We start from the raw sequence: 25,879 nt of genomic DNA, 5'->3' as shown, positions 1-25,879 counted from the left end.
GCGACGACCGCCGTCGCCCTTTCCGCTGGCTCCCTGTAAAAGCTCGACCAAAAGCACTCCTCCTTCACTTCGTTTCGCCAGACTCGCAGAGCGAGTCTGGCGAACTCCGTTCAGTCGTCGGCCCGCTCGCTCGTCGCTGACGCTCCTCGTTCGCGGAGAGTGGGCTAGCCCCCGGCGGTCGTGTCGGTTGCTAATTCGAGTAGTATGAACCACTTCGCGCAGAAATGTTTTGTAGAATGACAAAGACTATCTATCCATGTTTTCCCCAACTACGCAATCTCTCCTCATTGGCAGAAACGAGCAGATGACGAAACGGTGGGGAATCGTCTCAGTGGGGCTGTTTCTATTCTCGTTGCTTTTTTTGCGGCTTACAAAGAGGTCACTCCTCCAACGATTTTCCAACACCTCTGGTGGGAAGGCTACGCCGTTTTGCTCGTCGCACTCATCACCGTCCAAGCGTACTCCAACGGTGGATTAGCACTCAGTTGGGCGCTCGTTTTCACCCCGGTAGTCGGTGTGTTCCTGAACTACGGTGGTATCGGCTTGACTGGCTCCGGCCCGGAATTCCCCGAATTAGTCATCATCGCATTCACTGGTGGATTTATCGCCGCCGCAATCCTCGGCACGCTAGGGTTTGCAATCGGTACAGCGATACGAAAGTTTACCTCGCCTTCGCACAACTGACCAACCACCAAGATCAGCAGACTACACAACCGCAAGGGCTAGTTCACTCTCCGGAAAATCTACGATTTTCAGGGCCGAGGAACCCTTGAAGGAGTGTCGAAAGTAGACGCGAAGCGTCTGCTGGAGACTCGACTGAGGGGGTAACGAAGTGCTTTTGGTGCAGATTTTTCCAGGGAGGCAGGGCGAGACGATTGCCGTGCGGCGTTCGTCTCGACACCCGACCGCAGAAAAAGGTGCGTTCTAGTAGATGAGTTCGTCGTCGTTTTCGACCATGTAGAAGGTGCGGGCGGCGATGTTGACGGCGTGGTCGCCGATGCGCTCCAGATCACGGATGGTGAGTAGGAGGCGCGAAACGTCCTGGAGGAGACGTTCGATCTCCTCGTCCGTGCTCTCGTCGGTCTCTTCCAGTTCCGTCTCGATGAGGTCGCGGACGACGAGTTGACTCGCGCGCTCACAGAGGCTGTCCAGTTCGTCGTCACGGTCGGCGACGGCGTAACAGGCCTCGGTGTCGTCTTCGGCGTAGGCGTCCATCGTCGCCTCCAGCATTTCGAGGGTGACGTCCCCGAGTTCCTGGATATCGACTTCCGGGAACATATCGCGGTCTGCGGTGAGCGTGTACTCACCGAGGTTCACCGCGAGGTCGCCGATGCGTTCGAGGTCGGTGATGATCTTGAACGACGCGGCGATCATCCGGAGGTCGCTCGCGACCGGCTGCTGGAGTGCGAACAGGTCGATACAGTCCTGTTCGAGGGAGAGATAGAGTTCGTTCACCTCGTAATCGCCTTCGATGACTTCGCGGGCGAGTTCCTGGTCTTTCTGTTCCAGTGCGTTGAGTCCGAGGCGGAGCCGCTCCATCACCACCTCGCTCATGTAGAGGACGTTCTCTTGAAGGTCGACCAACTGCTGCTGATAACTTTTTCGTGCCATAAATTGTGATTCGGCTATCGTAGGTATGAATCTTATCCGAACTTCCCGGTGATGTAGTCTTCGACGCGGTCGTTTTCTGGGTTCTCGAAGATCTTCTGCGTGTCGTCGAACTCGACGAGTTCACCGCCGGTCAGGAAGACGGCGGTCTTGTCGCTGATGCGGGCCGCCTGCTGCATGTTGTGGGTGACGATGACGACCGTGTAATCCTCGGCGAGTTCGGCGATGAGGTCTTCGATCTGCGAGGTTGCGACGGGGTCGAGCGCGCTGGCCGGTTCGTCCATCAGAAGGACTTCCGGGTCGGGTGCGATGGCCCGAGCGATACAGAGACGCTGCTGTTGCCCGCCGGAGAGTTCGAGACCGGACTCGTCCAGTCTGTCTTTCACCTCGTCCCACAGCGCGGCGCGCTTGAGGGATTCTTCGACGATCTGGTCGTAGTCGCCGTCTTTGTCCTGGATGTTCAGCCCGTAGGCGACGTTGTCGTAGATGCTCTTCGGGAACGGGTTCGGCTTCTGGAACACCATCCCGACGCGCCGACGAAGCGCCACTGGGTCGACGTCGTCGTCGTAGACGTTCTTCCCGCGAAGGGTGAGTTCGCCTTCGACGCTCGCGGAGTCGATGAGGTCGTTCATCCGGTTGATACACCGGAGGAACGTGGATTTCCCGCAGCCGGACGGGCCGATCATCGCGGTGACCCGCTTTTCCGGAATCTCCATGTCGATACCCTGCAATGCCTGATCGTCGTCGTACCACACGCTGATGTCTTTCGACTCGATGATGGCGGGCGTATCCGCACGCCGAGCGCCTTCGGAATCCACTTCGGTTTCGATGAGCATCTCGTCGTTCATCGAGCCTGACGATTCGGCCTGTCGTCTCTCACTCGCTTCCTCGTTCGTGGGCATGTTCTCTTGACTCATTGTTTAACCCTCCCTCTGATACTTGTTGCGCAGTGCGATAGCGACGGAGTTCATCGTCAGCATCGCGATGAGGAGGACGATGACGCCTGCGGGTGCGACTCTGTTGAAGAACTCCGACGTAGCCATGATCGACGTCCACGCGTAGATCTGCATCGGCATCGCGGCGACGACCGAATCGAACGTCCGGGGGAGGCCAGAGATGGCCGCTGCACCGATCATGACGAGTGGTGCGGTCTCACCGATCGCCCGACCGAGTCCGAGGATGGTTCCGGTGAGGATACCGGGGAACGCGCGCGGGAGAACGATTTTCTTGACCGTCTGCCAGCGCGTCGCACCCATCCCATACGACGCCTGTCGCATGTCGTCGGGGACGGCTCGAATCGCTTCCTGTGCGGAGATGATGATTATCGGAAGGATGAGCAATGCAAGCGCCAGTCCACCAACGACGATCGTCCCGGAACCGAACAGGCTCCCGGCCAGGTAGATCGGCGTTAGCCCGAGCGGATTTGCGATCGCTGGCGGGAGGACAGGGATCCCTGGCCCGAGATAGTTGACGAAGAATCCTGCTCCGAGCAGACCGTAGACGACGCTCGGAACGCCTGCCAGATTCGAGATGTTGATCTTGATGATCCTCGTCAGTCGATTGGCGGGTGCGTACTCTTCGAGATAGACGGCTGCACCGATACCGACCGGGAACGAGACGAGTGCGACGACGAACATCAGCAGCACCGACCCGACGATGGCGGCGTAGAATCCGGTCGAATCGGCACTACTCGTGCTCGGGCCGGTGATGAAAGCCCAGTCGAGCCACGACTTCGGCCCCGCGAATCCGAGCATATCGACGAGGAACGCGCCGAGGAGGGCCCCGCCGATAACGGCGACGGCGAGGGCGAGTCCGATACGTTCCTCTGGCTGGTTCGTGACGATGTCTGCGACGTACAGCCCGACCGGAACGCCCGCCATGGCCATCAGTATCGGTGTCGGAACCGCACCGATGCCGACGAACTGACCGACCGGTGCCGCGATGACGGTTGCGAGGAAGGCGGCTACGGCCGCGATGTCGGCAGTGCGGTCGCCGTCCCATCGACCATCAGCGTACGACCGCGCCGCCAACGCCACCAATGCGCCTGCCGTGATCCCCATGGCGATTCCATTCGTAGGGATGTACGGGAACGAGAGGATGAAACCGGGAACGAAGACGAACGACGCCACGAACGCCAGAATCGTCGTTGCGAGCCACGCAGTGAAGGGCACCTCGACCTCGATATGGCTCAGGCCGAGCGAGATGGCGATCGGAATCGCGAACGCGACGGCGTACGCGAGCAGTACGAGTGGCGAGATGACCTCGATGAACACCGACGAGAGTCCGCCACCGAACACCACGCCCACGAGAGGGATACCGATCGCGGTCACACCGATCGACAGGCTATCATCACTACGTCGGTTCAGGTACCAGGCCACGACGACCGTCGGCGTGACGAGCGTGAGGAAGAAGACGAGATACCAACCCGGTGCCGCGGTCAACGGCTGGATCGCGTCGTTGGCAACGTAGAGGAGCAAGACCCCGAGTGCGACGAGCGCGATGAGCGTCCCGGAGAGAAGTGCGTACTTGAATATCCGACCGGTAGTACGGCTGACTTGTTCGAATGCGGTCGTTTCGCGCTGTATATCGGTTGCCATCTCAGTATTCCTCCCTGTAGTGCTCTGCGACGAGGTCGCTGACGATGTTCATCACGAGCGTGACGACGAACAGTGTGAATCCGACCGCGAACGCGCTCCGGTACGCGATTCCGCCACCAGCGAAGTCACCGGTGAGCGAGTTGACGATAGCTGCTGTCATCGGCATGTTCGGCCCGGTGTAGGCGAGCGGGTTGAGTGGATTTTTGAAGTGTGCGACACTCCCTGCCGCGATGACGACTGCCATCGTCTCTCCGATGGCACGCGAGAGGGCGAGGATGAAAGAGGAGAAGATACCCGATATCGCGGCGGGGATGACGACACCGACCGAGACGTCGAACTTCGTCGCACCCATTCCGTATCCAGCCTGTCTGAGTTCGTCGGGGACTGCGCTCATGGCGTCCTCGCTGATTGACGCGACCATCGGGATGATCATGAACCCGACGACGATGCTCGCAGACATCATGTTGAAAAACTGGACGTGGAAGATCGGTTCGAGAACCGGAGTGATGTAGATAAGCGCGAAGAATCCGTAGACGACCGTCGGCACGCCAGCGAGTATCTCGAGCGCCGGTTTCAGAACCGACCGCGCCCGCTGGCTCGCGTATTCGCTCAGATAGAGTGCGGTCGCAACCCCGAGTGGGAGTGCGATGGCTGCCGAACCGATGGTGACCATCAGCGTCCCCGTCAGCGGTGCCAATACACCGAACTTTTCGTTACTCGGTCGCCATACTGTCGACGTGTAGAAGTCGACCAACGATGCTGTTTCACCCGTGACACCCAGGAGTCCTGCGGTTTCACTGAAAAATCGCAGTGTCTCGTTCAACAGGAGCAACACGATGCCGATGGTCGTGAGTATCGACAGGAGTGCACACGCGAAAAAGAACAGCCACGCCAGATACTCCCGTGACGAGTTCCCCGTCCGTGTTGTCAGGGTTTGCGTTATTCGATCAGTACTCATTGTTTATGATCTCTAATCGTGCCCGAAAAAGACCTTCGTTTGCCGATTCGACCGCTTACTACGCCCACACGCACACTTACTCAATGTGCTTCTTGAGTTTGTCCATCTGCTCTTTCTGCTCGTCGTCACCGAGCGGCACGTAGCCGACCTGGTTGGCGACGATCTCTTTGCTCGTGGAGTTCTCGATCCAGAACTCCGCGAACGCGGCGACCTGATCTTTGTTCTTGAGTGACGAAACCTTGGGGTAGGTGAACAGCGGACGGGATAGCGGCTTGTACTTACCCGCTTTCGCGGTTTCGAGCGATGGCTTGACACAGCCGTTTCCGTTGTCGATGCCGAGTGCCTTTACCGAATCCTTGTTCTCGCTGTAGTACGCGAATCCGAGGTACCCGAGCGCGTACTTGTCACCTTTGACGCCGTTGATGATGTTCCGGTCCTGTTCGGTCGCCTGGTGATCCATTCGGTGTTTGTTGTCCTCGCCGACGACTGCTTCGTGCATGTAGTCGAGGGTACCGGACGCCTCGGTCGGACCGTAGAGGTTGATCTTCTTGTCCGGCCAGTCGGAGTTCACGTCGCTCCACTTCGAGACCTTGTTGTTACCGCCCTGCCAGATCTGCTTGAGTTCGTCGACGGTCATGCAGTCGACGAAGTCGTTCTTCGGGCTGACGATGACCGTCACCGCGTCAGTCGCCACCTTCAGTTCGACTGGTTCGACATTGTTCTTCTGGCACGCCGACTTCTCCTCTTTCTTGATAGGCCGAGAGGCGTTGTTGAAGTCGGTCTCACCGGGACAGAAGTGGTTCGCGAAACCGCCGCCGCTCCCGGTCGATTTGATGCTGATGTTCACGCCGGAGTGTTTCTGGATGAACTTGTCACGCATCGCCTGAGACAACGGGAACACCGTCGAACTGCCAGCGATCTTGACCTGCCCGCTCAGTTCCTGGTTGTCGCCACCACTGTTGTCGGAGTTGCCGGAACCATCGGTAGTGCCGCCACCACTGCCGCTGGTCTGGTTCTTCGTACACCCCGCGAGTGCGATTGCACCGGATGCGCCTGCGCCCACGATAAATTTCCGCCGCGAAACGCTGCTTGACGACTTACCTGACATCACCTGAAACCATGAACAGCCCGTAATAATACGTTGCTATGATTTCTATATATTTCTACGTATGCTATGGTTCTACCATTGATCATGTCTCACATCCCCACTCGTTTTCCAGCCGAAACACGGTATTTTACCATCTATCGCGGTTTTGCTCCGAATCGACAGTGTATTTATTATATAATTTCTACCTCTAACTCGATGAAATCCGGCTCGTTCGAACGGTTGGTGGGTGTCGGAATATACTATCGTGGTAGATACCACATTTCTCGTTCCCATATATAGAAATGGTTGGATTTATAGTGTAGCCGACCCGAACAGGCGTGTATGGAGACGCGCAAAGTACAGGTCACCGGCGGCTCGACGTTCACCGTTTCACTTCCGAAGACGTGGGCGAACGAAAACGGTGTGGAGGCCGGAAGCATCGTGGAATTCTATCCCGAATCGGATTCACTGTTGTTGACGCCGAAGGACGAGCGAGACCAGCTCGAAGGCTCGCTCGACATCAGGGATCTGCGGGACGAAGAACTGCGACGTGCGGTGTTCACGATGTACGTGAGCGGCTTCGACATCATCCGACTCGAAGCCGGGCGAATCACGACCGAACAGCGACGCACCATCAGCGAGGCGACTCAGAGTCTCGTCGGTCTTGAAGTACTGGAGGAGACGGGCAACAAGGTCGTCATCCAGGACCTCCTCGACTCCTCCGAGCTGTCGATCCACAACGCCGTCACGCGCATGCGACTCATCGCACTTTCGATGTTGGACGACGCCATCACCGCCCTTGCGGAGAACGACGACGACATCGCCCGCGACGTCATCGCCCGCGACGAGGACGTCGACCGCCTGTGGTTCGTCGTCTCGCGAATCTTCCGGGCGACGCTCCGCACGGCGAAAGCGACCGAGGAACTCGGGATGTCGCGCGAACTGTGTTTCGACTACCACTCCAGCGCCCGTCAACTGGAACGCATCGCCGATCACGCCGCCAAGATCGGACAACTCACGCTCCAGTTGTCGGAGGTGCCCGAAGACGTCATAGCGAGTTTCGAGGAACTCCACGACGACGCGACAGATGTCATCGACAAGGCGATGGACGCTCTCCTCTTGGACGATAGCGACCAGGCCACCGAACTTGCGAACGACGCGCGCCAGTCGATCCTGTCTATCGACGAGCACGCTCGTTCCATCGACAAACTCCTCCGTGAGCAAGATCCACAGCAGGCACAACTGCTCGGTCTCGTCGTGGACTCGCTGTCACGATGTGCCGACTACGGCGGCAACATCGCGGAGACGGCACTCCAGAAGGCTGCACCCCGTCCCTGAACGCTCCTCCGTGGTTCCGTTTCGAGCAACGCAGTCGCTCTCTGAAACTGTGAATCGAAGAAGACGGAGATTCGATTACTCGTCGTCGACCAACACTGCGTTGACCTGACCGGTCTGGCCGGGGCGGGAGGTCACGCGCGCTTTTCCTTCGTTCGTGGTGATGATCGCGCCCTTCGTGATGATGTTTCGGCGTGCGTAGTTCGGGTTCGCGTCGTTTTCGAGCACGTCCTGGATCGTCGCGCTGACCGTCTCGCCGCCGGTGGTCACGTTGGCGACGTTGGTCGTGAGCGCGCGGATCTTTTCGTTGCGGCCACGGGCGTCGATGGTGCGATATCGGGGTTCACCGACCTGTGTTTCGGTCGGTTCACGGCCGAGTTCGTGCTTTTTCTTCTTGTGGAACGGCTTCAGTCGGCCACCGGTTCGCTTTCGCGTAGAGCGTCCTTGGTCTTTCATATCGTGAGGGTCGGTCACGGAATACTTCAATGACTCGATTCGCAGTCCGACATCGGCAGATTTAGGCCGTCACGTTTTGTTCCGCCGGACGATGAGTTTGCGGATCACCGTCGCCGCCCCGTTCCAGCAAGCTGGACGCGAACGAATGCGGGAAAGCGAGTTCGTCGTCGCACTGTCGCTCGACCGTGACTGGTTCTCGCCCGACCAGGCGAAGCGACTCGTGGACGTCGCGAGCGGACAGGGACTGCTCACGCACGAGGACGACGAACTGATCGCGGAGTTCGACCCCGCCGAAGTCGAGATTCCGGAGGAGTTCGTCCCAGACGAACAGCTCTTGCAGGAACAATCGACGTTCGAGAAGGTACTCGACAAGCTCGTCTCCGATGGAACGTCGAAACAGACCGCCGTCGCTGAGATCAACGAACTCCAACAGCGCGGTGGCGTCACCGTCGAAGCGGCTGCCGTCGTCTATGCACGCCGAAAGGGGATCGACGTGAGTGCCGAAGCAGAAGAGGCACTCACAGACCTCAAAGCGTAAATCCACACTTCGTCAACGACGTGTATGGTCGAGGATAGAATCACCGACGGGGTTCGGATCGCACAGATCCTCTCGTCGGAAATCGATGGCCGCGAAGACCCACCACTCGATTCGCTCGCCATCGTGAACGCGAACCGAGACGTGGAACCGACTGACGACGGTGCACTGGCATACGAGATCGACCAGGACGGGGAGGTCGTCGCGAGCGTGTTCGTCCAGCCCGACCGCGTCCGGATCGACATCTCCGACGGAATCGATGCCGCAACCGAGGCGGCCAGCGAGGCGGGATTGCGCGTGCGCCCGAAGGCGGCTCAACCCCCACAGGTGCTCGTCTTCGTCGAAAGTGGTGCAGCGGTCAAACGCGCCGTCGACGTGCTCATCGCGGCGGTTCGTTGAGATTCGAAAGAACGCCCGGTAATCCAGAAACGAGTTCGTCGCGGTCGATGTAGGCGTCTGCCGTCGGTTCCGGTTCAGGGCCGTCGGGAAACAGCACTTGTACCGCGGTCATCCCCGCCTGTTTCGCGCCTCGAACGTCCATCTTCGGGTCGTCGCCGACGTACACCGTCTCGGCGAGGGTGACGTCGAGTTCGTCACAGAGAACTTCGAAGGCCCGCACGTCTGGTTTACCGGCTTCGAGTTCTCCCGTGACGACGGTCGCGTCGAAGTGGCATTCCCAGCCGAGTTCGTCGAGTTTGCCGCGCTGGGCGACGATCGGGCCGTTGGTGAGCAGGCCGACGCGGTACTCTCGGCGGAGTGTCGTGAGCAGTTCGGGGATGTCCTGGAGTGGCGAGAGAGCATCCAAGATCGCCGTTCGATAGGCGTCCGTAAGCTCGTCGGGGGTGATATCGCTTTCCTCGGGGAGCAAGTCGGCGAAGATGGGGCGTCGCGTCTCGCTGTCGAGATTCCGACTGTGGGCGTCGAGATAGTCGTCACGAGAGAGGGGTGGGGCATCCACCGCGTCCGTCGCGTCCGCGAGGAGTTCGGCTCGTGGTCGGTCGGTCACGGCGAGGGTGGCGTCGAGGTCGAACCCGACAGCGGTCACGCGCATTTGGAGTCTCTTGGAACTGCGTACTCTTTACCAGTTCGATACACCCATGACCTACCACGAAAATCGGAGAGTATGAACTTCTTCGACCGCCTCGCAGACCGCATCGCGGCGACCGATAGCATCGTCTCCGTCGGCCTCGACGCCGACATCGACCGAATCCCGGAACACCTCCACGAGTACGATATGCCGCGCTGGGCGTTCAATCGCCGGATAATCGACGCGACACACGAACACGCGGCGGCCTTCAAACCGAACCTCGCTTTCTACGAGGATGCCGACGGATGGGCTGCCCTCGAAGAGACCATCGCGTACGCGCACGGAAAAAACGTGCCAGTCCTGCTGGACGCGAAACGCGCAGACATCGGCAACACGGCCCGAAAATACGCCGAACTGCTCGACATGGCCGACGCCATCACCGTCAACCCCTACATGGGTCGTGACTCGCTCGACCCGTTCCTTTCGCGGGAAGACGAGGGGATCTTCATCCTCTGTCGAACCTCCAACCCCGGTGGTACCGATATCCAGGATCTCGAACTGGCCTCCGGCGAGTCGGTGTACGAATGGGTGGCGTCGCTCGCCGACCTCTGGAACGCGAACGGGAACGTCGGACTCGTCGTCGGTGCGACCACTCCCGACGAACTCGAAGAGATTCGCGAGCGAGTCCCGGATCTCCCGTTCCTGGTTCCCGGTGTCGGCGCACAGGGCGGTGACGCAGAAGCAGCAGCGACCTACGCCCTCGCGGACGGGGCGGGACTGGTCAACTCCTCGCGGGGAATCATCTTCGCAGGCGAGGACGCGGGCGAGAACTTCGACAAGGTAGCAGGACAGGCGGCGAAGCGACTCAAACGACAGCTGAACCAGCACCGGTAGTCGAAGCGACCCGCCTGCAATCTACATCTGGTGCGTGCTGTCGTCGGTGTCCGGCGGGGTGATGTCTTCTTTTCCCGGCCCGCTCGGTTTCTGCTCCTGATCACCCGCACCGCCGATCTCTGCCAGACACTCGACACAGAGGTCGTTCTCTCGGTTCCAGTGTTCGACACAGACGAGCGCACCACACCGATTGCAGTCGTGTGTCGCCTCGGCCGATTCACAGATCTGGCACAGGCCACTGACACTCATAGTCGGTCGTAGGTTGCGAAACGGTATCAGTCTGGGGGCGATGTGCGGTTCCTGGGATAGGTGGAGGGTTCCGGGACGGCGAGCGATTCCTGGAGTGGGGGGAGGATTCCGGGACGGCGAGGCGTGTCTGAGTATGGCGAGAGGCTTAACATCCATCCACCCGTAGCGAAACCGTGCACAGGTCGCGCCTCTTGCTCGGTATCGCAGCCATCTTCGCCGGGATTACGGTTTCCTTGAGTATCCTCGGCATCGTGTACAATCTGTTTCTCGTCGTCTTTGCGATACCGTTCGGGATCACGACGGCCATCCTCTGGTACCACGCGACCGGGCGACTCGCCAAGAAGGTAGAACGCGATGCAGCGTACCGTGACGCGGGTCGGTTCGAATCAGGCGCGGCGCGCGGGCAGGCGCGCCAGCAGACGCGAAGGGGAGCGCAAACACGCCAGCGTACGACGCGCCAGCACACGAACGACCGTACGCGCACGCGGGCGACGGTCGGTCGCCCGTCCGGCCCGAGCGTGGCGGAGGCGTACCGAATCCTCGGACTCTCCCCCGGTGCAGACGACGATGCGGTTCGACAGGCCTACCGAAAGAAGGTAAAGAGCGTCCATCCCGACCGCGAAGACGGGAACGAGGAAGCGTTCAAGAAAGTCACCCGAGCCTACGAGCGATTGCAGAACCGTTAATTATCACGGACAGTATTTGACGGGCGAATTTATTACAGTCGGTTCACAACACCACACTTACTCAACTATGCCGACAGTATCGCCCCCGGCCATCGAGAGACAGATGTGTCGGAATGTTCGGTTTCAGGAATCTTGCCCTCGAAACTATCTGAGAGGTGTCTATCGATGAAACCTGTCAAGAAACCCTCGGCGTGGGTGGTCGCCGTTCTCGTCTGCTCGCTCGTCGTCGGGCCACTGGCTGTGTCTAGCGTCGATGGAAAACAAGCGAGTTTCGCAGATGCCACCGTCAGCGACCACCGGGGGGATATCATCGAGGTCACCGTCCATGCTAGTCAAAAGGCAACGGTGAATCTTGGCTCTCCGGAAGATGGATTTTGGGCACCAATAACTGTCCCGAAGGGAACGACGACGCTCGCTATCAATACCTACAAGGCAGATAGTCGCACCGAGGCCGTGACACGGGTTGAAGGTGGTCTCGTTGGAGATACTAACGCTACTATTCCGTCACAATCTGGGCCGCTTCAACCCGGAACGTACGACATGAACATCACCGTCGAAATCGACGATAAGAACGTTACGCAGGATATGGGCTCGTTCACGGTGAAAGAGCGGGAAACAGGTGACGCTAAGACGCTCGTGTTGCCAGCGAGTGCGAGCCCTTCAACGTTCGAGTCGTCAGCCGATCTCCTAAAGGCGGCTTCAGAAACAGACAATGGAACGATAGCAAAGGGTGACCAATTTGTGCTCGCACTCAACGCCTCTGGTCTCGGGGGATTCATTGAGCAAGCAAATCTTAGCGGCGGTGACGAGCACGTCTCTGTCCACTTCCACGAATCGAATTACGAACGAAACACCCAACCGAACGAGATTGACGGTGAGGACGTAAGAGAAGATGAACCTAATCGGCTCTTACTAGACGAGGAGAACAACAAGTTCTATCTCGTGCTCGACACCGGGGAACACGGTATCGAGGCCGGAGACGAGTACGAAGTCACCTTCGAGATCGGCGAAGAAAACCCCATGGTCGCTAAATCGGAGACCGCGACGACGATGTTCACGGTCGTCGAACGACAGGTGACGCTCGACTACTCTGGCGACGTTATCGTCGTGGAGAACGAGACGGCTATCGGCGGAACGACGACGCTCGCACCGGGATCGACGATAAACGTCACCGCGTTCGACGAAGGAAAGAATCCGTTCTTCTGGCCGAAGAAAGCGGCGGTCACAAAGAACCGAACGTTCAGCACGTCGTTCGATTTCAGTAGCGTCGAGTCGGGCACCGAGTTCACGGTCGAACTCCGTGACCAGGATATCTCGGTCAAAGGTATCGTCGCCTCTGCGCCGCCGAAGACACCGACTCCGACGATAACGACCACCACCACGACGACAACGACGACGACAATCAGTACGACTACCACTACTACCACGACGAACGCGACGGCGACAGCGACCACGGCGCAGACACCGACCGCCACACCGGTTCCCACAGAGCAGCCGATCACCGCCCAGACGGTATCTGAGGGTGGTCTTCCCGGGTTCGACGTATCCGTCGCACTCGTGGCACTCGTGGCGGCGGTACTACTCGTCGTCCGGCGTTCCGAATGAAGGTGTCCGATAGTTTTTATACGATGACTGAGGATACCAGCACAAACCCAAGGTTCCCACGCAGATCATGATACGTCAAATGGATCAGTCCGGATTCGCCAAGTTCGTCGCAGCCCTCTGGGAGAAACAGGGTTGGCGGACCCAGACTACGACGAAATCCGGAAAATCGTTCGTCGTCCTTCAGCGCGAGGGCGCGGAAGGACTCATCTGGGCGAGACCGGCGACCGGTGAGGGCGTCAGCGGCAAGGCGCTCCAGCAGTTCGTCATGCTCTGCCAGCAGTACAGTGTCGACGAGGGGGCCGTCGTCACGGCGGGAACGTTCACCGAGGACGCAGAGAAGATCGCCACACAGGCCGGTGTACAACTTGTCGATGGCGAGAAACTCCGTACCATCGTCGAAGCACGTGAACTCCACGACCTCGTCAGCCGGTACGCGGACGTCGATGACGAAGCCGATTCCGAAGCGTTAGCCGACGACGCCGACGATAGTGACGATTCTGAGGACGGCTTTTCGCTCCCGATTTCGACGTCGGTCCCACCGAAGGCGATCGCAGGCGTCGTCGTCGCCATCGCCGCAATCGTGCTGGCGGTGGTCGTCGCTCCGATGCTCCTGGGAACCGGGGGGAAGGTCGCCGAGACGGGCTGGAACGTGACGGCAGCGTCCACGACCCCCGATAACGTCACCAGTGCGCTCTACGTGCAGTGGAACGCGAAACGGGTGAGCAAACTCGATCCCGAATCGGGTGATGACGGTGTGTACCGACCGAGAGATGGCAATCAGTTCCTCCTCGTCACGATGAACGTCACGAACGATGGTGCCGATTCGGTCGGTCTTCGGCCACGGGATTTCGTTCTTCGCTCCAACGGAACCCTCCACGGCCACCAACCGCTCGTCAACGCAAGTGGATTCGATCCGAACGTCCTCGAAGCAGGCGAGTCGGTAACCGTCTGGATGGTGTTCTCTATCGATGCCGACGCGACGGAAGCGACCATCGTGGTGAGCGAACCCGCGAGACACGTCGTCCGTGTCCAATTCGTCCGCAACGAGGAACTGTCACCCGACCTGTAACGGTCGTCCTCGGTTGCTCTTCTTCGATTCGGGACGAACAGGTCTACGACGCGGGCAAATCTTTTGGCCTGTCGGCTCTAAACCGTCCTCATGAGCGCTGACCGCGCCGCCTTGCAGCGCGCTCTCGACCGGGGAGAGCGGGAGGGTGGCAGCGTGGAGTTCAAGGAACGACTCACGAGGGAGATCCACCTTGCCGAAGGGCGAATGGAGAGTCTTGCCGCACAACTACGCCATCGGGTTCTTTCGGGTGACGGCGAGGCGACGTACGTCGTCGGTGTCACCGACGATGGTGGACTTGCAGGCGTCACACCTGACGTTTTCTCTGAGACGATGGACGTGCTCTCACTGCTCGCAGAGGAGGCCGGAGCACACATCGAAGACGTCCAGACGTGGGGTATCGACGACACCGAGACGCAGACACGAGCGACGACACGAAACGGCAACGGCGGACTCGTCGGTGTCGCCACGATCCGCGAGGGTGCCGTTCTCGATACCGACAGCGAACACATCGTCGTCGGGACGGCAGGCCACGTCGACCACGGGAAGAGCACACTCGTCGGCAGTCTCGTCACCGGCCAACCGGATGACGGCGAAGGAGGTACGAGAGGCTACCTCGACGTGCAACCGCACGAGATACAGCGCGGTCTCAGTGCCGACCTCTCGTACGCTGTCTACGGGTTCGACGATGATGGTCCGGTTCACATGGACAATCCGCATCGTAAGTCCGACCGTGCACGCGTGGTCGAGGAGAGCGAGCGTCTCGTCTCGTTCGTCGACACCGTTGGTCACGAACCGTGGCTACGCACCACGATTCGCGGTCTCGTCGGCCAGAAACTCGACTACGGGTTGCTCACCGTCGCCGCGGACGACGGCCCGACGAAGACGACGCGCGAACACCTCGGCATCCTGCTGGCGACCGAACTCCCGACCATCGTTGCAATCACGAAGACCGATATCGTGGACGAGGAACGAGCGAAGGAGGTCGAACGTGAGGTCGAACGATTGCTCCGCGAGGTCGGCAAGACACCCCTCCGGGTCGAACGCCACGGCGTCGATGTCGCCATCGAGGAGGTGAGCGAAGACGTGGTTCCCGTGCTGATGACCAGCGCGGTCACGATGGATGGACTCGACGCTCTCGATGCCATGTTCGAGCAGTTGCCGAAGACGACCGCCGACAGCGGGGAGTTCCGGATGTACATCGACCGAACCTACAGCGTCACCGGGGTCGGCGCGGTGGCGAGCGGGACGATCAATTCCGGATCGGTCGAAGCGGGTGACGAACTCCTCATCGGGCCGATGCCCGACGGCGAGTTCCGGCAGGTGGAGGTTCGTTCCATAGAGATGCACTACCATCGCGTCGACGAGGCGAAGGCGGGTCGCATCGTCGGTATCGCGCTCAAGGGAATTCGAGAGGCGGATATCGAGCGTGGGATGGTCTTGCTTCCACCGGACGCAGACCCCACACCAGTTTGTGAGTTCGAAGCCGAGGTGATGGTGTTGAACCATCCGACGCGCATCGGCACCGGCTACGAACCGGTCGTCCACCTCGAAACGGTCAGTGAGACCGCCGTCTTCGAACCCGACGGTGGTCACCTCCTCCCCGGAGACAGGGGAACGACCACGGTTCGATTCAAGTTCCGACCCTACCTCGTGGAGAAAGGCCAGCGGTTCGTCTTCCGCGAAGGCCAGAGCAAGGGCGTCGGAACCGTGGTGGACGTGACGCCGGTCGAGTAGGTTTATCTACACACTCCTCCGAGAGTCGTACATGTCGAGAGTCCAGTTCGACGTGACGACCGTCGTGAAACTGTTCGCGTCGCTTCTCCTGGTAGTTGCGCTCGTCTCTGTCGTCGGTCTGGTCTCCGAATCCGGTGTGACTGGCTTGCTACAAGGTATCACCCTCCTGTATATCGCGGTCGTTCTCTTCGTGGGGGTGTTCCGTGACGTGACACGAACGCGGCGGTGGCGGGTCGCGTTTTTCGGCGGCGTGGTGGTCTGGTCGATAGCCGACTATCTCTTCGGAGGCCGTGACGAGTTTTCGTTGCTTCTGGGTCTGGCGGGGTTGGTCATGCTCGTTGGCATCGGCTACGACTATCTGCAAACCCGCGAGTAGGGAGGCGACCGGACCGACGATACCACGCATCGAGCCAGTTTGGTTCCGTCGTAGTATATAAACCTACGCCCGCTTCCACGGACGATCGCCGAGTGGGTGGAGCGTCTCGAAGGCGAAATCTGGTGTCGGGTCCGGTGTTACGTCGGGGTCGGCAGGAACCCACACCGCTCCGAGTCCGGCGGCTTTCGCCCCGGAAACGTCCGACCTGAGTGAGTTGCCGACGTGAACTGATTTCTCTGGCTCGGAATCGAGTTCAGCGAGTGCGTGTTCGAACGGTTCCGGGTTCGGCTTGGCAGGTGCGTCATGGCCCGCGAACACGACCGAATCGACGTGGTCTTCGACTCCTAACGCGGCCATCTTCGTCCGCTGCATCTTCGGTGAGCCGTTCGTAACGATTCCGAGCGCGTGGTCGCGCGCGAGGGTTTCGAGCGTTTCAGGTGCGCCGGGAAGGTAGCGCACCAGCGAATGGTCACGAATCTCGGCGAATTCGTCCGCGATCGCCCGTCCGGTCTCCGTGTCGTATCCCTTTTCGCTCGCGATCGCCGCGAAGCAGTTGGCTCGCTGTTCGTCCACGCTTAGCCCTCGTTCGAGAAACTCGTCGTAGCGGACGTGGTAATCCGGGATGTCGAAGAACTGCTCGACGCCGACGGTTTCGAACGACGACGAGAGCACGTCGTGGGAACTCTGTTCGTACTCCAGTAACGTATCGTCCAGATCGAAGAGAACCGTGTCGATACTCATCGATCGGCTGTAGGTACCGTGGCGACAAAAACGAAATGCCGTGCGTTGCGGGAAGCTGTGCGTAGATTTATATAAGAAAACGGAACCAGTCCGGATCGATGGCCGCCGATTCCGGGTTCCGATCCGACTCCGATGGACGATCGGGCTCCACCGACCGACGCAGATTCGCTGATCGACTCACACTCGTTCACCGGCACAGACTCGCCGACCGACTCACGCCCGTCGATACGCTCCGTCTGTCCGCTCTGCGAGCCCAAACAACACCGCCCAGTCCAGCAGATTTCCGACGCGCTCTCGCCACACGTCCTCCACCCTGCTCGGATCTTTGTGGCGTTCCCACGTCGGAATCTCGTCGCGGAAGTGGTCGAACACGTCTTCTTCGGAGAGCGATTCGTGTTCGGAAAGCAGGTCGAGTACGGTCGTCGCGCCGTACACCCGCGTCTCGAACGCCTCGGCAAGCTCGTCTCGTTCCGGATCTCTGCGGATTCGAACGAATCCCGATCGGGTCTCCTCGGCAAGTTCGAGCGCCCGAAGGAACGTGAGCCACGTCCGGGCAACGTCACGACTCGGCAAGTCGAGTCGCCGCATCAGTCGGGTACAGCAATCGTCTTCCGTGCCGGGCACCAGCGGGACGGCACGCTGTGCGTCGGCAAGGAACGCGATGGCGTCGGGCGCTTCGGGGACGAGTTTGAACTTCACAGGTCGAAACTATCCGCGAGGAGGTCTTCGTTCGTCTCTCCGAGGACGTGTGTCGGGCCATCCACCACGTCCACGGTCACCTGTGCCGGAGCAAACACGCTCTCGGGGATTTCCTCGAAATCCCAGTCAGCGTCGTCGAAGAACGTTTGGAAGGGTGTGCCGTACTCGTCGCTCGCAATCGATGGGAGTTCGTCGAATCGGTCGAACTCCTCGGTGACGGTCAGGTGGACCTGTCCGCCGTAGGCGAGCGCGTCGTTCGTTCGCCCGATCGCGGTCGCTTCGTCGTAGCTGACCGGCGCAACCGGTGCTGAACCCATCGCAGAGCGGATGTCGAGCGGGTCGTAGTCGAGTTCGGTCAGTCGGAAGACCGCCAATTCGGCGGCACGAGAGGCGACGCTGACGCTTCCGACGAGACTTCCCGTAGCGAAGGTCGGCAGGTAGACAGCGTTCGGTTCGACGTCCGTGAGATCGGCGACGTGCTCGGCGACAGCTTCGTTCGGGAACGTGTCGGATTCGATGGCGAGCACGGCGAAATCGAAGGCGTCCGTGTAGCCGACGCGCTGGAACTCGCTTTCCTCGGCGACCAGCGCCCGTGCAGGGCCACTTCCGAGTCCTTCGAATCCATCGACGGTCAGCTCCCACCCCGCCTTCTGTGAACAGAGCAGCGCCAGTGCGGGGTGGTCGGTCGAGAGTTCGACAGCAGGAACTGGTGCGCCAGCAACGTCGTCCATACGGGTCTGCACCGTCGCCAATCCGGCGGTCTGGAGTTCCGCGAGGAGGAGCCCGGCCTCCATCCCACCGCCAGCTTCGATTCCGAAGTCGAGGACGGTCGCCTCGTTGTCCAGTTCGTACGCGGCGACGTTCAGTTCGTCCGCGAAGTCGATGGCCTCGTCGACGAGTTCGAGGGCCATCCGGTTGAGACTCTCCATGCTTTCAGGTTGGTCGTCATCCTGTAAACAGTTCCGGGTTAACGGTCGCGTTTCGCTTCCCGCCCGAGTGCTTCTTCGACCGCTTTCACCTTGTCGCTGGCTCGCTGGTCGCGCGTTCGCTTGTCGTCGATCTTGAGGAACGTGCTCACGCGGTCGCCATCCACGGCTTCGTGAGCGGCCTGTGCAGCGGCGAACAGTTCGTCTGCGGAGTCGGCTTCGATGACGGTTCCCATCGGATTCGTCTCGTAGGACACGTCGAACTCGTCCAACGCCTGGACGGCCTTTGCTACTTCGCTCGCCATACTGTCTTCGACGACCGGTGCGACGGAGAGCAGTGCGATAACGGTCATACGTGATTCGAGGGGTTCGTCCCTCGTGATAGTATGAGTTTTGCCCGCACGGTTGAATCGACTCCTTCTGTTGGTTTCATCTCTGATAATCCCAACTAAAGATATAAGTTCGAACAATATCGAGACACAGACAGATATGGAAAAATACATATATGTCGGGGATCGATCTTCTGACCACTCGGCCGGAGCGCGCATCGGCAGCGCATTTCGGACGATGCTGGTGCTTCTCTGTACCGTGCTCGTCGTCTTCAGTACGGTTACACCTGCGCTGGCGATGTCGGTAGCTGCGCCGCATTCCGTCGATAGGGTGGACTCTACTCCCACCTCTCTTGCTACCGACTCCAGTGTCGAAGATATCTCCGCCGAGGAGACCGAATCGACCGACCGAACGACGACGCAGAAACCGAACGCGACCGACGAGCGGGCGGTCGCAAACGTCACGCTCATCACGGGACAGACGGTTCAGGTCGTCGAACGCGACGACCGAACCACCTATCGTGTCGATGCCGACGTGCCGATGCACCGGATCTCCGGCCCGGACGGAACCTACATCTACCCCGACGGTGTGGACTTCCAGCGGTTCGACCCGGCGCTGTTCAACGTCGAACTGCTCGTCGCGCAGAATCTCACAGATGGTGAGACGGATTCGATTCCGGTTATCGCCAGCGTTCAGGAGGATCAGCAGCGGTACACGACCGATACGGTCTCGACGCTCGATTCGACCAGTAGCCTTTCCGTGACGCACTCGCTTCACAGTATCGACGCTTCTGCCGCGTCCATCTCGAAAGCGAACTCGGCGCAGGCGTACGAACAACTCGCTCGGAACGACGATATCGAGTCGGTTTCGCTCGACGTGAAGGTTCGACCTGCGCTCGAAGATACGGGTGACATCGTGAATGCGACTGGTGCGCGACAGCAGTATGGGGTGAGTGGTGAGGGCGTGACCGTTGCAGTGCTTGACACCGGCATCGACAACTCTCATCCGGACATCGACGACGCAGTCGTGATGGAGCAGGATTTCACCCCCGAGGGAACCACCGACGACACGTACGGACACGGGACGCACGTCGCGGGTATCATCGCAGGTGACGGAACCGCAAGCAGCGGTACGTACGTCGGGATGGCACCTGATACTGAACTGATGGATCTCCGAGTCTGTATGAATGACGGCTGTTACTCATCTGATGTGATCAACGCGATGGAGTATGCAGTCGACAACAACGCCGACCTCATCAGCATGAGTCTCGGTGGAACGCCGTATGAAACTCGCGCCAACGATAGATACGCTGACGCGGTCGCCTACGCCGAATCTCACGACGTGCCTATCGTCGCCTCTGCTGGAAACGACGGGCCAAATTATAGAACCATCGGGACGCCCGCTTTCCACGAACACGTCATCGCCGTCGGTGCGAGCGACGGTAATGGCGGTATCACGTCGTTCTCCTCACGCGGACCGACGCCTTACGGTTCCTTCGTGAAACCGGATATCGTCGCACCGGGATACAAGGTTGCAAGTGCTCGTGCAGACGGCACGTCGATGGGGAGTCCTATCAACGACTTCTATACGAGAACGAGCGGGACGAGCATGTCGGCTCCCGTCGTCTCCGGCGTGGTCGCTCTGATGCTCGATAACGATTCTACACTGTCGTCGGATCGAATCAAGGATACGCTCGTTTCGTCGGCTGACCCACTCGAGCCACAGGACGTGTACACGCAGGGGGGCGGTCGAGTCAACGCCAGTGAAGCGGTTTCGGGTGATGTCGTCATCTCACCTGGTGTCATCGACTTCGGTTCGATCGATGGAGATGCAAACGTCTCACGTATCGCGACGGTGACGAACTACGGCACCGAAAAGCGGACGTTCAACGTGAGTGTAAGTGCAGAGGATATCGAATCTGGTGGGGCTGGAAATGTCTCTGTTAACCAGTCAATGATCACGCTCGAACCGGGACAAAGCACTGACCTCAATCTCACGGTCAAGCCGACAGCAGGCACCTATTCCGGTCGTCTCTCGCTCGACGGGGAGTACACTGCAATCTTCGGCTACGAGAGGGCGATAGAACTGACCGTGAACAAGAACGCGATTAGTGGAGGGGATGTCGATAACGATTACGTGTGGCTCCTCTCGAACGAGAGTAACTCCGAAGTGTACGATGGCTTCGCCGGTTTAGTCTTCCTGGGTACTGATGGAACAGTCACGTACAAGCTCCCTAAAACCGGATCGTATCACCTCTTCAGTGACGGTGTTAACGAACAAACCAACGAACCGATCTTCATCTCGAAGAGCATCGACGTGACTGGTGACAAGACTGTCACGCTCGACGAATCGAACACCGTTCGATACTCGTTCGACAAGAGTGCCGCAGAAGCGAAATATGGCTCACTCGAAGAACGCGAGACGAAGTTCGTGTATATGCGGAATATCACGTCTGCTTCGTACGGGATGTCGTGGCTCGGTGCAGATAACACGACGACGAGAGTTAGCACCGACAGCAGACTGAACGTAAGTACATCGACGGCATTCGTGCCAGCTAGCACGACCGAGGACGAACTGTTCAGTGCACCTGTCCTCTTCCACGTCATCCAGAACACGACCGGTGTGTCGGGGAGTAAGGTCTACGACGTCGACCCTGCCCAACTCGGTCGAAGAAACGTGACCTACCACTGGCCCGATCAGTATCCCGAACATACCGTCTCATCTCACGCACCGGTCGAGATGAACGGGCACGAGATGTGGTTGAATGTCGTTGGGACGGGTATGACACCCGACGAGCAGACGCTATACGTCTCACCGGGAATCGAATACGGACTCTCAGCGACCGATCCCGAACTGTTCGGATGGTATCTCGATCAGTGGGAAGAGACCTCGCTCACATCCGGCGAATCGATCGAGGACGAGATGGGTCGTCATCCGTACACAGGGACGTTCTACGAGTGGCAGTACGAGTCCGGTACGAGCTCCGACACGCTCAGCTTCAGTCCGGTCATTCAAGCTGATCAAAGCGGCGTCACGCGTGAGTACAACGACGACTATCTGGACACCGTCGAAACCTGTGTAAACGGCGTCTGCGAGGAGACTTCCACACTCAGTTGGTTGAACCTGACGCACACGCTGGACGTCGTGGATGGTGACGACGTTACGATCACCACCGATGGCGTGAACGAACAAACGCCGCTCTCGACGCGCACGAAGACGACGTACCGGACGACATACGTATCCGGTACCGATAGCGTTCCACCACGCATCTCGCTGGTGAACGTCACCGGACTTTCCACGAATAGTGTCACACACAATGGGACGGTTACAGTTCGGTTTACCGTGGCTGACGAAAGCACCATCCCGAAGACGAGTGCGTTCTTCGCTATCGGAACCCCCGAATCGACACCGTTCAACGGGTCGAACGCGTGGTCGGGCGTCGATACCACCCACATCGGTGGAAACACGTACGAAGCGACGTACGACGTGTCGGGCTACTTCGGCCCGGTCAGTCTCGCACTTCGGGCTGAAGACGAACACGGAAGCAGTACCGAAACGACGGCGTTCGCCGGGTTCGCCGTCGCGGACACTCGAAAACCGGTGGTCACCGTTACGGCGGTCGGTGATAACGAGACATCGACGGCTGCACCGAACGAGCAGACCATCTACACGAACGGTACGTTCTTCGCCAATGCGACTGCCGATGGGACTCCGGGCAATGCGAAGAACGTCTGGTACGTCCTTTCGGCCGACTTCACCAATTACCGTGGATGGGAACCGGCCAGTACGACCGACGGTGCGAACTGGTCGGAAACGGTGAACTTGTCCGCACTTCCCGACGACGGGAACTACTCGCTCGGTGCACGGGCGGAAGACACGAACGGGAATACGAACTCGACGACGACGAACGTCACCATCGTTCTCGACCGTTCGTCGCCCGAACTCGGCGCGACGCTCAAACGGTTGAATTCGACACTCGGGCGCGTGACGGTGACGACAGACGAACAGCTTCGAGCCCCGCCGAACGTGACCATCGACAGTCCGTCTGGAGTAGTGACTCCCCCTGTCGAGAAGAACGGAAGCGTCTGGGAAGCGAACTTCAGCGTCTCGCAAGACGGCCAGTACGACGTGACCGTGACCGGCGCTGACCACGTCGGAAACCTAGGCGAGGCGAACGCCTCCGCCAACTTCTCGACGGTCAGTACCGAGAACAAGACGGTTACCGTGAAACTGGAGAAATCGAAAATCTTCGTCCGATTCAACACGAGCCAGGAGGTGAACGACAGCTTCGTGACGCTCACGGAGAGTCGTTCCGAACTCGCTCCGCTCTCCCGTAACCTTGCGGGACTGTCGTTCCTGAACGGCGAGATCGGCAAGACGCTCTCGGACAACCTCACGAACGCGACCATCGGCATTCCAGTTGAGAAGCTCAAGCTGCCGAAGGGTGCGGACAAAAATGAGGTGAACATCAGCTACTACAACGAATCGGTCGGGCAGTGGGAAGTGCAGGAGACCGAGATCAAGAACGTGACACTCGAAGACGGTACGTCGGGCGAGTATCTGGTCACCAACGTCACGCACTTCTCGACGTATGGTGCGGTCGTTCAAGACGACGATGCACCGAGCGTCACGAAGACCAGTCCGGGCCAGACGCTCACCTACGGAGAGAGTGCGAAGGTTCGATTCGACTACTCCGACACCATCAGTGGTGTCAACGTGAGCAGTGTCGATTTGACGTTCGAAGGCCAGTCAGTGACGAACAGTGCGAAGACGAACATCACGAGTCAATACGCGACCTACCAGACGGCGAGTCTCGAACCGGGAACGTACAATGCAACCATGAACGTCAGCGACAAAGCGGGGAACAACGTGACGACGATGACGACGTTCGAGGTGCAAACCGACGCAACGCCCCCTCAAGTTGTCGGTACGAACATCGAAGACGGAGCCGAATTACCCGCTGGAACGACGAGTAAGACCATTCGTGTGACGTTCGCCGACAGCGGAAGCGGTCTCAACGTGAGTTCGGCCCACATCAACATCGATGGGAAGATCGATATCACCGGCTCGTTGCTCGTCACTGGTGGGGACACCATCGAATATGGTGTCGGCGGCTTGACGGACGGAAGTACGCACACGTACACCGCCGAGATCGAAGATATGGAGGGTAATCTGCAGACGAAGACGATCACCTTCACCGTTGCTTCTGGCGGCGGTGGTGGCGGTGGCGGCGGTGCTGGCCCCACATCCGCGAGCGTCGACGTCACACCTGGCCCGAACGGCGTTGCCATCGACATCCTCGGTGGTTCGGCTGGCCAGACCGCGTGGGCCGAACTGTCCACTCTCGAAACGAACGGTGTGACCTTCGACGGGTACGGAATCGAGTTCGAACGTGGTTCGAGCGCGTCCGTCACAGTGGACGCGATGGCGACCCCACCGGAGGGAACGTCGGAACTCGCTGGCGCACTCACCTACCTGCGCGTGGACGAACGCTACGTGATGAGTTCAACGATCGATAAATCGCGGCTCCGTGCGACGGTGTCGAAAGACGCCCTCCCGGACGGTGCGAGCATGAACGACGTGACGGTGTACCACTATCACGAGGGTAAATGGCGTCCCGTCTGGACGTTCCAAGACGGCCAGTCCATCACAGGAATCGCACCGCGCATCGCACCGCTGGCCATCGGGGTCGAATCTCCGGCGGCTATCTCTGTGGCGGACGTGACCCTGAGCGCCGAGGAAGTCCCCCCCGGTGAGAAAGTCACCGTGCGCGCGACGGTCGAGAACACGGGTGGGTCGAAAGGCACATTCGAAGTCGCGCTCACGCTCGACGGCGAGACGGTAGAGAAGAAGACCGTCCGTGTCGCCCCCGGCAAGTCTAAGACCGTGACGTTCTCCCGCACGTTCTCCGAGGCGGGTACCTACGACGTGACCGTCAACGACGTGTCGGCAGGGAGTATCGATGTCGTGCAGGCGGACCAGACCACGACGAGCGGTAGCAGTAGTGATGACTCCGGGGATGGCGGCGACGATGGAGCGACCGAAAACGAGGGCGGTCAGCCTGGATTCGGTGTCTTCGTCTCACTCGTCGCACTCGCCGGATTCGCACTCGTTCGGCGGCGCTAACTGCACCAATTCGGGTTAGAATCGATTTTTCGGTCGTCCACCGCAGCACGATTACTGCGATGGAGTTGATGGGATGAGGTCGGTCAGCCCAGCATCGTCTCCTCGGAATCGATCACCGCGTCGCTCCCTGTCCGTAGCGTCGTGGCTGCTCTTCTTGTGATTCCTCCATCTGTGGAGCCCTCGACTGCGGCTGGGGGCCAGCTTCTCGTTCTTCTGCTGGTGGATACACCGGCTCCTGCTGGAGATGCGCTTCGAGGAACCAGAGGTATTTGTCCACGTCGCGTGAGAGGCCGGTGAGTAGGTCGGCAGTGTCTTCGTCTCCGTGTGCGAGCGCGGCGTCGATGTCGTTTCGCAGGTTCGCGGCGTGAACCGCCACGTTGTTCGCCAGCGCCTCGACGTACTCCGCCCCGGTCACCACGTCGGTCTGGAATTCGGGAATCCGGGTGTTCGACGACGCCATCCGGATCGTCCCCATCGCTTCCCCACCGAGGGCGGTCGCCCGCTCTGCGGCCATATCGGTGTGCTCGTTCAGCACGTCCGAGAAGTCGTCGAACAGCAGGTGAAGTTGGTAGAACTGCATCCCCTTGACGTTCCAGTGGGCGTACTTCGTCTGGGTCAGCAGATCGGTCGTATCCGCGAGCGTCTGGTTGAGCTGTTCGATGAGCGCTCTGCGGTCGCGGTCCGAGATATCGTTCTGCGTGAAGAACAGCCGTGCCGTCTGTCGTTCGTGTCGTTCTGGTTGGCTCATTTTCCCCACCTCGATGTCGTGGACGACGGAATCGGGCAAGAGGGTTGTGGGCGGAAATGTTCTTTATTCGAACTCGATAGAGATGGCTCGTAC

24 protein-coding genes are annotated in these 25,879 nt (G+C 59.6%); 11 read left to right on the top strand and 13 right to left on the bottom strand.

The annotated features are described in order from the left end of the window. Window positions 1-315 precede the first annotated feature (315 nt). A complete protein-coding gene (locus ACR3FE_RS04635) occupies window positions 316-684 on the top strand; it encodes a hypothetical protein (RefSeq protein WP_458205843.1) in 369 nt (122 codons plus the stop codon). 240 nt (window positions 685-924) lie between these two features. Here ACR3FE_RS04635 and phoU read toward each other — a convergent pair whose 3' ends face one another. From phoU to ACR3FE_RS04610, 5 genes are all read right to left on the bottom strand, one after another. Further along, the gene (gene phoU / locus ACR3FE_RS04630; protein ID WP_458205841.1) at window positions 925-1,611 is read right to left on the bottom strand and encodes a phosphate signaling complex protein PhoU; all 687 of its coding nucleotides are present in this window, start codon (window positions 1,609-1,611) and stop codon (window positions 925-927) included. Between the two features lie 32 nt (window positions 1,612-1,643). Then, window positions 1,644-2,444 carry a phosphate ABC transporter ATP-binding protein PstB gene (gene pstB / locus ACR3FE_RS04625; RefSeq protein WP_458206010.1) on the bottom strand — a complete coding sequence of 267 codons (801 nt, stop codon included), beginning with the start codon at window positions 2,442-2,444 and terminating at the stop codon, window positions 1,644-1,646. Between the two features lie 84 nt (window positions 2,445-2,528). After that, window positions 2,529-4,205, bottom strand: a complete 1,677-nt coding sequence (gene pstA, locus ACR3FE_RS04620; RefSeq protein WP_458205840.1) for a phosphate ABC transporter permease PstA — start codon at window positions 4,203-4,205, stop codon at window positions 2,529-2,531. 1 nt (window position 4,206) lies between these two features. Next, window positions 4,207-5,163 carry a phosphate ABC transporter permease subunit PstC gene (pstC, locus tag ACR3FE_RS04615; protein ID WP_458205838.1) on the bottom strand — a complete coding sequence of 319 codons (957 nt, stop codon included), beginning with the start codon at window positions 5,161-5,163 and terminating at the stop codon, window positions 4,207-4,209. A 76-nt stretch (window positions 5,164-5,239) separates the two neighbouring features. Next, on the bottom strand, window positions 5,240-6,271 hold the full coding sequence (locus ACR3FE_RS04610; protein ID WP_458205837.1) for a PstS family phosphate ABC transporter substrate-binding protein: 1,032 nt from the start codon (window positions 6,269-6,271) through the stop codon (window positions 5,240-5,242). 321 nt (window positions 6,272-6,592) lie between these two features. Between ACR3FE_RS04610 and ACR3FE_RS04605 the strand changes: the two genes are divergently transcribed. Then, on the top strand, window positions 6,593-7,588 hold the full coding sequence (locus ACR3FE_RS04605) for a PhoU domain-containing protein (protein WP_458205835.1): 996 nt from the start codon (window positions 6,593-6,595) through the stop codon (window positions 7,586-7,588). A gap of 75 nt (window positions 7,589-7,663) precedes the next feature. Here ACR3FE_RS04605 and ACR3FE_RS04600 read toward each other — a convergent pair whose 3' ends face one another. Beyond that, window positions 7,664-8,041, bottom strand: a complete 378-nt coding sequence (locus ACR3FE_RS04600) for a 30S ribosomal protein S8e (protein ID WP_458205833.1) — start codon at window positions 8,039-8,041, stop codon at window positions 7,664-7,666. A 91-nt stretch (window positions 8,042-8,132) separates the two neighbouring features. Between ACR3FE_RS04600 and ACR3FE_RS04595 the strand changes: the two genes are divergently transcribed. Both ACR3FE_RS04595 and ACR3FE_RS04590 read left to right on the top strand, forming a co-directional pair. Beyond that, window positions 8,133-8,579, top strand: a complete 447-nt coding sequence (locus ACR3FE_RS04595) for a DUF2240 family protein (RefSeq protein WP_458205831.1) — start codon at window positions 8,133-8,135, stop codon at window positions 8,577-8,579. A 24-nt stretch (window positions 8,580-8,603) separates the two neighbouring features. Continuing rightward, window positions 8,604-8,975, top strand: coding sequence for a DUF7993 family protein (locus ACR3FE_RS04590; protein ID WP_458205830.1), 372 nt, complete (start codon window positions 8,604-8,606; stop codon window positions 8,973-8,975). Here the strand turns inward: ACR3FE_RS04590 and ACR3FE_RS04585 are convergent. After that, window positions 8,956-9,627 (bottom strand): HAD family hydrolase, encoded by a 672-nt coding sequence (locus ACR3FE_RS04585; RefSeq protein ID WP_458205828.1) that lies wholly within the window; start codon window positions 9,625-9,627, stop codon window positions 8,956-8,958. The two genes, ACR3FE_RS04590 and ACR3FE_RS04585, sit on opposite strands and share 20 nt — an antisense overlap. 72 nt (window positions 9,628-9,699) lie before the next feature. On the opposite strand from ACR3FE_RS04585, the gene pyrF reads away from it, so the two are divergent. Beyond that, window positions 9,700-10,497, top strand: a complete 798-nt coding sequence (gene pyrF / locus ACR3FE_RS04580; protein WP_458205826.1) for an orotidine-5'-phosphate decarboxylase — start codon at window positions 9,700-9,702, stop codon at window positions 10,495-10,497. A 21-nt stretch (window positions 10,498-10,518) separates the two neighbouring features. Here pyrF and ACR3FE_RS04575 read toward each other — a convergent pair whose 3' ends face one another. Further along, on the bottom strand, window positions 10,519-10,746 hold the full coding sequence (locus tag ACR3FE_RS04575) for a hypothetical protein (protein WP_458205824.1): 228 nt from the start codon (window positions 10,744-10,746) through the stop codon (window positions 10,519-10,521). 173 nt (window positions 10,747-10,919) lie between these two features. Between ACR3FE_RS04575 and ACR3FE_RS04570 the strand changes: the two genes are divergently transcribed. The 5 genes from ACR3FE_RS04570 (at window position 10,920) to ACR3FE_RS04550 (ending at window position 16,216) form a co-directional block, all read left to right on the top strand. After that, window positions 10,920-11,432: a J domain-containing protein gene (locus tag ACR3FE_RS04570; protein WP_458205822.1), complete on the top strand. Its 513-nt coding sequence runs from the start codon at window positions 10,920-10,922 to the stop codon at window positions 11,430-11,432. Window positions 11,433-11,597: 165 nt separating this feature from the next. Next, the gene (locus ACR3FE_RS04565) at window positions 11,598-13,037 is read left to right on the top strand and encodes a BGTF surface domain-containing protein (protein WP_458205820.1); all 1,440 of its coding nucleotides are present in this window, start codon (window positions 11,598-11,600) and stop codon (window positions 13,035-13,037) included. Between the two features lie 67 nt (window positions 13,038-13,104). Continuing rightward, window positions 13,105-14,106 (top strand): restriction endonuclease, encoded by a 1,002-nt coding sequence (locus tag ACR3FE_RS04560; RefSeq protein ID WP_458205818.1) that lies wholly within the window; start codon window positions 13,105-13,107, stop codon window positions 14,104-14,106. 90 nt (window positions 14,107-14,196) lie between these two features. After that, the gene (locus ACR3FE_RS04555) at window positions 14,197-15,840 is read left to right on the top strand and encodes a GTPBP1 family GTP-binding protein (protein WP_458205816.1); all 1,644 of its coding nucleotides are present in this window, start codon (window positions 14,197-14,199) and stop codon (window positions 15,838-15,840) included. Window positions 15,841-15,871: 31 nt separating this feature from the next. Beyond that, the gene (locus tag ACR3FE_RS04550) at window positions 15,872-16,216 is read left to right on the top strand and encodes a hypothetical protein (protein WP_458205814.1); all 345 of its coding nucleotides are present in this window, start codon (window positions 15,872-15,874) and stop codon (window positions 16,214-16,216) included. A 63-nt stretch (window positions 16,217-16,279) separates the two neighbouring features. On the opposite strand, the gene ACR3FE_RS04545 is transcribed toward ACR3FE_RS04550, so the two are convergent. From ACR3FE_RS04545 to ACR3FE_RS04530, 4 genes are all read right to left on the bottom strand, one after another. Continuing rightward, a complete protein-coding gene (locus ACR3FE_RS04545) occupies window positions 16,280-16,957 on the bottom strand; it encodes an HAD family hydrolase (protein WP_458205813.1) in 678 nt (225 codons plus the stop codon). 213 nt (window positions 16,958-17,170) lie between these two features. Next, window positions 17,171-17,656, bottom strand: a complete 486-nt coding sequence (locus tag ACR3FE_RS04540) for a double winged helix-containing putative transcriptional regulator (RefSeq protein ID WP_458205812.1) — start codon at window positions 17,654-17,656, stop codon at window positions 17,171-17,173. Then, window positions 17,653-18,585 carry a methenyltetrahydromethanopterin cyclohydrolase gene (mch, locus tag ACR3FE_RS04535; protein WP_458205810.1) on the bottom strand — a complete coding sequence of 311 codons (933 nt, stop codon included), beginning with the start codon at window positions 18,583-18,585 and terminating at the stop codon, window positions 17,653-17,655. Before mch ends, ACR3FE_RS04540 begins: the two co-directional genes overlap by 4 nt. Window positions 18,586-18,623: 38 nt before the next feature. Continuing rightward, on the bottom strand, window positions 18,624-18,935 hold the full coding sequence (locus ACR3FE_RS04530) for an MTH1187 family thiamine-binding protein (RefSeq protein ID WP_458205808.1): 312 nt from the start codon (window positions 18,933-18,935) through the stop codon (window positions 18,624-18,626). Between the two features lie 136 nt (window positions 18,936-19,071). Here ACR3FE_RS04530 and ACR3FE_RS04525 point away from each other — a divergent pair, with 136 nt between their 5' ends. After that, window positions 19,072-25,038, top strand: a complete 5,967-nt coding sequence (locus tag ACR3FE_RS04525) for a S8 family serine peptidase (RefSeq protein WP_458205807.1) — start codon at window positions 19,072-19,074, stop codon at window positions 25,036-25,038. A gap of 112 nt (window positions 25,039-25,150) precedes the next feature. On the opposite strand, the gene dps is transcribed toward ACR3FE_RS04525, so the two are convergent. Next, window positions 25,151-25,786 carry a DNA starvation/stationary phase protection protein Dps gene (gene dps, locus ACR3FE_RS04520; RefSeq protein WP_458205806.1) on the bottom strand — a complete coding sequence of 212 codons (636 nt, stop codon included), beginning with the start codon at window positions 25,784-25,786 and terminating at the stop codon, window positions 25,151-25,153. Window positions 25,787-25,879 lie beyond the last annotated feature (93 nt).

The sequence above is a fragment of the Haladaptatus rarus genome (assembly GCF_054177585.1).
Note: the sequence above shows the minus strand (reverse complement) of the source record. Positions and strands in the feature narration are given on the sequence as shown.

Excerpts from the sequence above, each read along its gene's own strand:
- ACR3FE_RS04530 (WP_458205808.1), bottom strand. The coding sequence starts at position 18,935 with ATGACCGTTATCGCACTGCTCTCCGTCGCACCGGTCGTCGAAGACAGT.
- dps (WP_458205806.1), bottom strand. The coding sequence starts at position 25,786 with ATGAGCCAACCAGAACGACACGAACGACAGACGGCACGGCTGTTCTTC.
- ACR3FE_RS04575 (WP_458205824.1), bottom strand. The coding sequence starts at position 10,746 with ATGAGTGTCAGTGGCCTGTGCCAGATCTGTGAATCGGCCGAGGCGACA.
- ACR3FE_RS04610 (WP_458205837.1), bottom strand. The coding sequence starts at position 6,271 with ATGTCAGGTAAGTCGTCAAGCAGCGTTTCGCGGCGGAAATTTATCGTG.
- ACR3FE_RS04590 (WP_458205830.1), top strand. The coding sequence starts at position 8,604 with ATGGTCGAGGATAGAATCACCGACGGGGTTCGGATCGCACAGATCCTC.
- pstB (WP_458206010.1), bottom strand. The coding sequence starts at position 2,444 with ATGCTCATCGAAACCGAAGTGGATTCCGAAGGCGCTCGGCGTGCGGAT.
- mch (WP_458205810.1), bottom strand. The coding sequence starts at position 18,585 with ATGGAGAGTCTCAACCGGATGGCCCTCGAACTCGTCGACGAGGCCATC.
- ACR3FE_RS04565 (WP_458205820.1), top strand. The coding sequence starts at position 11,598 with ATGAAACCTGTCAAGAAACCCTCGGCGTGGGTGGTCGCCGTTCTCGTC.
- ACR3FE_RS04545 (WP_458205813.1), bottom strand. The coding sequence starts at position 16,957 with ATGAGTATCGACACGGTTCTCTTCGATCTGGACGATACGTTACTGGAG.
- ACR3FE_RS04560 (WP_458205818.1), top strand. The coding sequence starts at position 13,105 with ATGATACGTCAAATGGATCAGTCCGGATTCGCCAAGTTCGTCGCAGCC.
- ACR3FE_RS04550 (WP_458205814.1), top strand. The coding sequence starts at position 15,872 with ATGTCGAGAGTCCAGTTCGACGTGACGACCGTCGTGAAACTGTTCGCG.
- pyrF (WP_458205826.1), top strand. The coding sequence starts at position 9,700 with ATGAACTTCTTCGACCGCCTCGCAGACCGCATCGCGGCGACCGATAGC.
- ACR3FE_RS04585 (WP_458205828.1), bottom strand. The coding sequence starts at position 9,627 with ATGCGCGTGACCGCTGTCGGGTTCGACCTCGACGCCACCCTCGCCGTG.
- pstC (WP_458205838.1), bottom strand. The coding sequence starts at position 5,163 with ATGAGTACTGATCGAATAACGCAAACCCTGACAACACGGACGGGGAAC.
- ACR3FE_RS04525 (WP_458205807.1), top strand. The coding sequence starts at position 19,072 with ATGGAAAAATACATATATGTCGGGGATCGATCTTCTGACCACTCGGCC.
- ACR3FE_RS04605 (WP_458205835.1), top strand. The coding sequence starts at position 6,593 with ATGGAGACGCGCAAAGTACAGGTCACCGGCGGCTCGACGTTCACCGTT.
- ACR3FE_RS04555 (WP_458205816.1), top strand. The coding sequence starts at position 14,197 with ATGAGCGCTGACCGCGCCGCCTTGCAGCGCGCTCTCGACCGGGGAGAG.
- phoU (WP_458205841.1), bottom strand. The coding sequence starts at position 1,611 with ATGGCACGAAAAAGTTATCAGCAGCAGTTGGTCGACCTTCAAGAGAAC.
- pstA (WP_458205840.1), bottom strand. The coding sequence starts at position 4,205 with ATGGCAACCGATATACAGCGCGAAACGACCGCATTCGAACAAGTCAGC.
- ACR3FE_RS04600 (WP_458205833.1), bottom strand. The coding sequence starts at position 8,041 with ATGAAAGACCAAGGACGCTCTACGCGAAAGCGAACCGGTGGCCGACTG.
- ACR3FE_RS04595 (WP_458205831.1), top strand. The coding sequence starts at position 8,133 with ATGAGTTTGCGGATCACCGTCGCCGCCCCGTTCCAGCAAGCTGGACGC.